Here is a 3971-nt window from a genome sequence, read left to right on the forward strand (position 1 = left end):
GTCGCCGGCACCTGGCGCGACCTGACCGACTCGGTCAACTTCATGGCCACCAACCTCACCGACCAGGTCCGCAACATCGCCCAGGTCACCACCTCGGTCGCCGAGGGAGACCTGACGCGAAAGATCAACGTCGACGCGCGCGGCGAGATCCTCGAACTCAAGAACACCATCAACACCATGGTCGACCAGCTCTCCGCGTTCGCCGACGAAGTCACCCGAGTCGCCCGCGAAGTCGGCACCGAGGGAAAGCTCGGCGGACAGGCCCAGGTCCGCGGCGTGGCCGGGACCTGGAAGGACCTCACCGACAACGTCAACGTCATGGCCGACAACCTCACCGGCCAGGTCCGCAGCATCGCGACCGTCGCCGCCGCCGTCGCCGGCGGCGACCTGGGCAAGAAGATCAGCATCAACGCGCAGGGCGAGGTCGCCGCACTCGCCGAGACGATCAACTGGATGGTCGAGACGCTGCGTGGGTTCGCCGACGAGGTCACCCGCGTCGCGCGCGAAGTCGGCACCGAGGGCATCCTCGGCGGACAGGCGAGGGTCCCCAACGTCGGCGGGACCTGGAAGGACCTCACCGACAACGTCAACGTCATGGCCGACAACCTCACCGGCCAGGTCCGCGGTATCGCGACGGTCACCACCGCGGTGGCCCGCGGCGACCTGTCGAAGAAAATCGACGTCGACGCGCGCGGCGAGATCCTCGAACTCAAGACAACCATCAACACGATGGTCGACCAGCTCTCCGCGTTCGCCTCCGAGGTCACCCGGGTGGCCCGCGAGGTCGGCACCGACGGCACGCTCGGCGGCCAGGCCGAGGTCGACGGCGTGTCCGGCACCTGGCAGCGGCTGACCGAGAGCGTCAACCAGCTCGCGGGCAACCTCACCGCGCAGGTCCGCGCGATCGCCGCGGTCGCCACCGCGGTCACCGCGGGCGACCTGACGCGCAAGATCACCGTCGACGCCTCCGGGGAGGTCGCCGAGCTCAAGGACAACATCAACCAGATGATCGCGAACCTCAAGGAGACCACCCGGACGAACCGTGAACAGGACTGGCTCAAGACCAACCTGGCGCGGTTCTCCGGTCTCATGCAGGGCCACCGCGACGTCGACACGATGGCCTCGGTGATCCTGAGCGAGCTGACCCCGCTGGTCAGCGCGCAGCAAGCGGCGTTCTACCTAGCACGGACAACCGAAACGGGCACGCACGTGCTCGAGTGCGTCGCCGGCTACGGCCGGGTCCCGGACGCCGGGGTGGCCCGGTTCGCCTTCGGCGAGTCGCTCGTCGGGCAGGCCGCCGCGGACGGGCGGACGATCCTGGTCGCCGGCGCCCCGCCGGGGTACGCGCGGATCTCGTCGGGCCTCGGCTCGGCGGAGCCCGTCAACATCATCGTGCTTTCCGTGCTGTTCCAGGGCGAAGTGCTCGGCGTGGTCGAGCTGGCGTCGGTCAACGAGTTCAGCGACGTCCACCAGGACCTGCTCGAGCTGCTCCGCGAGACCATCGGCGTCAACGTCAACACCATGCTGGCGAACTCCCGTACCCAGGCGCTGCTTTCCGAGTCCCAGCGCTTGGCGCAGGAACTGCGGGCCCGGTCCGAGCAGCTCCAGGAGCAGCAGGGCGAACTCCGCCGCTCGAACACCGAACTCGCCGAGAAGGCCGGGCTGCTGGCCCAGCAGAACAGCGACATCGAGGTCAAGAACAGCGAAATCGAGCATGCGCGCCAAGAACTCGAGGAACGCGCGAGCCAGCTCACCATGGCGTCGCGGTACAAGTCCGAGTTCATGGCGAACATGTCCCACGAACTGCGCACCCCCCTCAACAGCGCGTTGATCCTCGCCAAGCTGCTCGCCGACAACCTCGACGGGAACCTGACCGAGAAGCAGATCCAGTTCGCCAGGACGATCTACTCCGCCGGCAGCGACCTTCAGCAGCTGATCAACGACATCCTCGACCTGGCGAAGGTCGAAGCCGGTCATGTCGACCTGCAGATGTCGAACGTCACGCTGCCCGAGCTCGTGGACTACGTCGAGTCGCTCTGCCGTCCGCTGACCGCCGACAAGGGCCTCGACTTCGCCGTGGTGATCGACCCGCCGGTGCCGAACAGCCTGTACACCGACGGAGACCGGCTGCAGCAAGTGCTCCGGAACCTGCTGTCGAACGCGGCGAAGTTCACCGACGAGGGCGGCGTCCGGCTGCACATCCGGATGGCGGGCCCGTCCGAGGTCGAGGCGGAAAGCGTGCGGGCCGCGCCGGGGGTGCTGGCGTTCGCCGTCGAGGACACCGGGATCGGGATCCCGCCGGACAAGCTGGCGATCATCTTCGAGGCGTTCCGGCAGGCCGACGGGACGACGAGCCGCAAGTACGGCGGCACCGGGCTCGGCCTGTCGATCAGCCTGCAGCTCACGCAGCTGCTCGAAGGCGAACTGCGCGTGCGCAGCGAGCCGGGCCGCGGCAGCACGTTCACGCTGTACCTGCCGGTCGGCACAGCCGACTGGGTGCCGCCCGAGGAAACGGCCTGGCCGACCGGGCAGGAGTTCGTCGCCCCCTTCGCCACCTCCGAGACCGTCCTGCACGGCGGCGTGCCCCGGTTCCATGGCGAGAAGGTGCTGATCGTCGACGACGACCTGCGCAACGTCTTCGCGCTCGCGGCGGTCCTCGAACAACACGGGCTGGAAGTGATCTACGCCGACACCGGGGTCGCCGGCATCAGGGCGCTCGAGCAGCAGGGCGACACCGCACTGGTGCTGATGGACGTGATGATGCCCGAACTCGACGGCAACGCGACCATCGCGGCGATCCGGGAGATGCCGAGCTATGCCGACCTCCCGGTGATCGCGGTCACCGCCAAGGCCACGGCCGAGGACATGGAACGCACGCTCGCCTCGGGCGCGAACGACTACGTCACCAAACCCGTGGACACCGACCGCCTGCTGGACCTGATCGGCTTCCACCTCGAAGCCGACGAGGCTCCGACCGACACCTGGGACGTCCACTCGGAGGCGTGAGCGGTATCGACCTCCAGCGCTTCCTGAAGGCCCCCTGCACCGCGCGAACTGCGGGCAAGGGGGCCTTCACGTGTTTCATCACCGCGAGTGGGGGGTACTAGTGCTGTAGCGGTCCCCACCGAAGAAGTCTTGGTACGCAAGGAAAGGCGATCACGAGTAGCGCCCAAGATCGACGACAACGACAAAGAACGCTAGCGCAAGGCAAAAAAGGCATCTTTGGGGACCGCCCACAGTAGACAGTCCAGGCATCGACCGTCCCATCTTGGAGGAGACGAAAATGATCGCGCTCGGAGTTATCCTGCTCATTATCGGCTTCATCGCCGGAATCCCGGTTCTCTGGTCGATCGGTGTCGCACTGGTCCTCGTCGGCGCCGTCCTGGCCCTGCTCGGCCGGGCCGGCACCCGGATCGGCGGCCGAGCCCACTGGTACTGACCCAGCGCCGGCAAGGGACCCCTCAAGGCCACTCTGATGGCAGGTCCGCTCTACTGCAGCAAGGACCGGGGCGGGCTGGGATTCCGTAACGGCGGATCTTGGCCCGTTCCGATGCGCAGTGGCTGCGTGTCGCGAGTGGCCGAAAGGGACTTTCGTTGCGGTGAAAGCACGGATAACGCCGTTCACACTTCGGAAATCACGGTAAGCGACTGTGCTCGTTTGTCTGGTGTATCAGTGAGTGACGCGGCAGGCAGTTGCAGGCGGTGATGTGGCGCACTTCGTTGCGATATAAGACTTTCCGAACAATCGACGACTACGCCCGGCGATAATGTGTATCACCTGAACGTGTTCCGAATGTACGTTCGATCCGTAGTAGAATAAAGGAGTGCCCAGCGTAACGACCACCCTCCCCGATCCCGCCGATATCCGGCGTGCCGATCCGGCGACATTGGTCGACTACGCCCGGGTCATCACCCGGGAGATGAACCGGTACACCGCGCTGCTGGGTCTGGTGGTCACCAAGACCGAAACC

General features: G+C 66.5%; 2 protein-coding genes. Both read left to right on the forward strand.

The window, feature by feature from the left end:
- The coding region (locus JWQ81_RS04335; protein WP_297537715.1) for a HAMP domain-containing protein at positions 1 to 3006 on the forward strand (3006 nt) is incomplete at its 5' end.
- 277 nt (positions 3007 to 3283) lie between these two features.
- The gene (locus JWQ81_RS04340; RefSeq protein WP_297537717.1) at positions 3284 to 3439 is read left to right on the forward strand and encodes a hypothetical protein; all 156 of its coding nucleotides are present in this window, start codon (positions 3284 to 3286) and stop codon (positions 3437 to 3439) included.
- The last annotated feature ends 532 nt before the right edge of the window (positions 3440 to 3971 follow it).

The organism is Amycolatopsis sp., from assembly GCF_025464955.1.
Lineage (GTDB): Bacteria > Actinomycetota > Actinomycetes > Mycobacteriales > Pseudonocardiaceae > Amycolatopsis.

Bases quoted from the DNA above. Each gene is read 5' to 3' on its own strand.
- JWQ81_RS04340 (WP_297537717.1), top strand. From the start codon at position 3,284: ATGATCGCGCTCGGAGTTATCCTGCTCATTATCGGCTTCATCGCCGGA.